Genomic DNA, 4,093 nt, shown 5'->3' with positions numbered 1-4,093 from the left:
GTTGGGACCTTGTCCCTGTGAGAGTAGGACGTCGCCAAGCAACTTTAAGACGAGTCAGAATGACTCGTCTTTTTTGTGTTTAATGGAAATAATCTTGTAATTAATGTTGGCTCTATGAGTACGTTTATCTAGCAAAAAACAGCTTTATTTTATTATGATTTCACACCTAAATAGCATACCTTCAGAAAAATATGGACAAGTTTGTTAGACCGTCTATTCGTTAACAAGAATATATACAAGGTATTGCCCTCTGTAGCCTGCTCACACCTTCTTTTATTTCTTCAGTTGTTAAATGTCCATACCCTATAATAATTCGATTATGATGTTTTCCTTTTTTAATGGCGTGCTCTTCCACAGGATATACTTTCACTCCGAGTTGTTGGATTTCCTCAAGTAATTCTTTTGTGAATTGAACTTGATTGAATTCAACAATCAGGTGTAATCCTGTAGAATAACCGAAAATATTGATCTTATTTGAGAATGCTAATTTTAATTGCTGGATAAGGAAGTCTCTTCGAGTTTTATAGATTTTTTTCATCTTCATAATATGTCGTTCCAAATAATCTTCGGCAATAAATTTAGCAAGGACAAGCTGATTTAAAGAAGATGTATGTAGATCTGAAAACCATTTTACCCTGCGACATTTTTCAATAAGGTGTGAGGGAAGAACTAAGTATCCCATCCTAAGGGCCGGTGATAAAATTTTACTAAATGAACCTATATATATAACACGCTCGGGATCCAATCCCTGTAATGAACTTACAGGTGAGCCTTCATATCGAAACTCACTGTCATAATCATCTTCAATGAGATAACAATTTGTTTTTCTTGAGTAGTTAATCAATTGAACCCGTCGTTGAATCGGTAAAGCTCCTCCTAAAGGAAACTGATGAGAAGGAGTAGTGAAGATGAATTTTGGGTTTTTATTTGAAGGCAGCAAAGATGTATCCATCCCATTATCATCAACTGGTATAGGATAAAGGAAGGCTCCTGAATTTTTAAAAATGGTTTGAATGTCATTGGTGATGGGATCTTCTATTAGTACTTCGTCGCCTGTTGACAAAAGTAACTTAGAAACAAGTGTTAAAGCTTGCGTTGCACCGGAGGTAATTACCAATTGTTCTGGATGACAAAAAACTCCTCTTGTTTTTAGTAAATAGCGTGATAAAACCTTTCTTAATTCGGGACGCCCTTCGGGAATATCGTATCCAAACGTAGAAGGAGGTGTTTCATTCCATATAGTATGAGATAACTTTGCCCATCCCTTACGTGGAAATAAGTCTAATGCTGGTATCCCTGAACGAAAATTAATGATGTTACTGTCTTTGTTTATTTCTTCGCACGAAGATAAAGAATCAATTAGAGTTGATTTTTTACGTTGTTCTAAATAAGTCCCTTCTGCAATGAATGTCCCGGCACCCTGTCGAGCGACCAAAAAACCTTCGGAAAATAATTGATCATAAGCTTCTAAAATTACATTCCTAGACACGCTTAACTCAGAAGATAATTCCCGTGTAGATGGTAGTTTATCTCCAGATTGTAGCTCTCCGTTTAATATTCGTTCACGTATTTGGTGATAAACTTGTCGAATTAAACTTATATCTAACGATCGATCAATAGGTATCCAAAGCATATAAATGCTCCCTTCATCAAAATTGGTACCATAAAAGTTTGATTAAAATGGTACTAATATGAACCATTTTAGCATGCTATAGTTGGATCAAATAGTTCTAAAGGGGATGAAAATGTGATGATGAAACCAGAATTCCAAGTAGCTCAGGCATTTAAATCGATTGCACGAAATGAACATATAAAATCCTATGTACAACAATCCACTGAACTCTATGCGTTGTTATTGCAAGCTGCGAAACGCTTTGTCACCGGAGAAACGAGACATGAGGGGGTTGTAATAGCAAAAGAACTAATTACAAAAGGTTATCATACTTCACTAGAATACATAGGGGAAAATACTCTAGATATAGAGGAGTGTTATAAAGCAAAAAATGAGTTTTGGAATCTTATTGGGGATATAGGTGCTCTATCTATGAAACAAACAGTATCACTTGATTTATCGCATATTGGATTATCTATAGATCCAGAAATATCTTATATTTATTTAATGGAGTTGGCAGAGAAGGCAAAAGTACATGGAACTACCCTTATGATAAGTATGGAAGAATCATCTAAAGCAGCAGACATTCTTTCCATCTATAAAAAAACAACTGAGCAATATCCTAATGTAGGGATAACGATTCAGGCGCATTTATATCGCTCAAACAATGATATTCAAGAACTCCTACATTATCCAGGGAAAATACGAGTTGTAAAAGGTGCCTATCAAGAAGTTTCGGATATTGCTATGCCTAGGTCAAATGACTTAAACCAACAGTATCTTCAGATTGTAGAACAACTAGTTGAAAATAACCATCCTGTATCTATAGCTACACATGATGAAATTCTTATTAAAGAAATGGAGAAACGTCAATATTTTAGTCAATCTAATGTAGAGATAGAAATGCTATATGGAATTCGTCCGGATATGTTAAGTGATTTGAAAAACAAAGGACATAAGGTTAGGGTGTATTTGACTTATGGGAAAGAGTGGTACTTGTATTTATGCCATCGGATAGCTGAATATCCGGAAAATTTATATCGTGCAGTGATAGATATGATGCATTCATCTGCAGTACAACAGAGTAGGGAATATTAAATGTAAAAATTATTTTGGCTATGGTTATTATGAGGGAGTTCAGTTGTAGTGAGTAAGTTAAATCATTTTGGTTGTGGCCCCAAATAAGAGTCGGATTTTCCTTAGAGTAGAAATTCCGGCTCTTTTTATATTGAAATTTTTTTAGTTTATATTTGCGTTAAATGCGGACAGGACTCCTATAGGTGTTGAAAAGATTATGGTTTATAATTGTACAGCTGTAGTATACCTTGTTGTAGAATTTGTTTTTGTGGGTGTTTTATATGCATTGGTTTCTTAATGTATGTATTCTTAGGTGTATAGCTAGAAATAAATGAATTTGTAATTCTATATGTATTTCAAAACGGAGGATATATAATAGAAACAATAAAATTACTCGATTCGCTCTTCTAACGGTAAAACGTAAATATAAGGTATATGATAAACACCCTTAAATGTGATAAAAAGTAATAAAACGCAAACAGAACGAACGTTCTTTCTTTCTTTCTTTCTTTCTTTCTTTCTTTCTTTCTTTCTTTCTTTCTTTCTTGGTATGTTAGGTGCACTCGATCAATTGAGGTGCGTATTTTTAATCCGGTATATATGTTTAAAAAAGAAATTCTATTAATTGGTTTGGACCTCGAGTATAGTTTATTTGTATATCTTAAATGTTTGTTAAGGGGATATGAAATTTATTACGACTAGGCCATATGGAAATGGATGCTGCTAAAGATGAAAAAGATATAAGTCTGCTATTTCAGTGACACAGGGATAGTTAGTAAATGTATTAGTGTACTTCTATATATTTACGAGTAAACAGGTAAGTAACCATTACTTCATATAAGGGGAACTCTATAACTAGAGTAGTATATAAGAATTTCTGTATCGTTGTCTGTTATAAGGATGCGTATATCTTCAATCATTTCTAATAGAGTGCCTGATAAACAAAGAGGTGTTAGGGAGCGTAATAACTTTTTAATTACATATTAGTATTTATTAAAAAAAGGTTGTTAGTTTCGTTGGGGAAAATTTCTGTACCAATTAAGTCTAGGGTATAAGTAAACTTGAATATATTTTGGGAGAAGAAATTAAAGCGAAGTCCAAGAGGTTTTTCGGATAATGCAATATTTATAGGTTCTTCTTTAGATTAGAGAGTGTAAAAATATTAACTTGAATAACTTTATAAAAAGGTATTGACGATTAGGATATAGAGGTGTAATATAGGAAAAGTCGCCGATGCAATAACGTAGAACGCGATAAACGAAATAAAAACTTAGTTGACATTAACTAACGAAGATGTTAACATAAGGGAGTCGCAAATGAGCGACCGAGTAGTTCTTTGAAAACTGAACGAAACAAACAACGTGAAACGTCAATTTTTATTTTTAGATGCTAGACAAACTAACT

General features: G+C 33.6%; 2 protein-coding genes and 1 pseudogene. 1 reads left to right on the top strand and 2 read right to left on the bottom strand.

Going from position 1 to position 4,093, the window contains the following annotated elements:
* Positions 1–220 precede the first annotated feature (220 nt).
* Entirely contained in the window at positions 221–1,633 is a 1,413-nt protein-coding gene (pdxR, locus tag AC3WTA_RS28405; RefSeq protein WP_000964402.1) for a MocR-like pyridoxine biosynthesis transcription factor PdxR, read from the bottom strand.
* A 117-nt stretch (positions 1,634–1,750) separates the two neighbouring features.
* Here pdxR and AC3WTA_RS28400 point away from each other — a divergent pair, with 117 nt between their 5' ends.
* The gene (locus AC3WTA_RS28400) at positions 1,751–2,710 is read left to right on the top strand and encodes a proline dehydrogenase family protein (RefSeq protein WP_000977464.1); all 960 of its coding nucleotides are present in this window, start codon (positions 1,751–1,753) and stop codon (positions 2,708–2,710) included.
* Positions 2,711–3,447: 737 nt separating this feature from the next.
* Here AC3WTA_RS28400 and AC3WTA_RS28395 read toward each other — a convergent pair.
* Positions 3,448–3,560 (bottom strand): annotated as a pseudogene (locus tag AC3WTA_RS28395) (ABC transporter permease); the annotation flags it as partial.
* Positions 3,561–4,093 lie beyond the last annotated feature (533 nt).

The organism is Bacillus sp. EB106-07-01-XG149, assembly GCF_058791555.1.
The sequence above is the reverse complement of the archived record's forward strand: the minus strand, read 5'-3'. Positions and strand labels throughout refer to the sequence as shown.

What these genes read in the sequence shown, in the direction of transcription:
- pdxR (WP_000964402.1), bottom strand. Translation starts at nt 1,633, where the DNA reads ATGCTTTGGATACCTATTGATCGATCGTTAGATATAAGTTTAATTCGA.
- AC3WTA_RS28400 (WP_000977464.1), top strand. Translation starts at nt 1,751, where the DNA reads ATGATGAAACCAGAATTCCAAGTAGCTCAGGCATTTAAATCGATTGCA.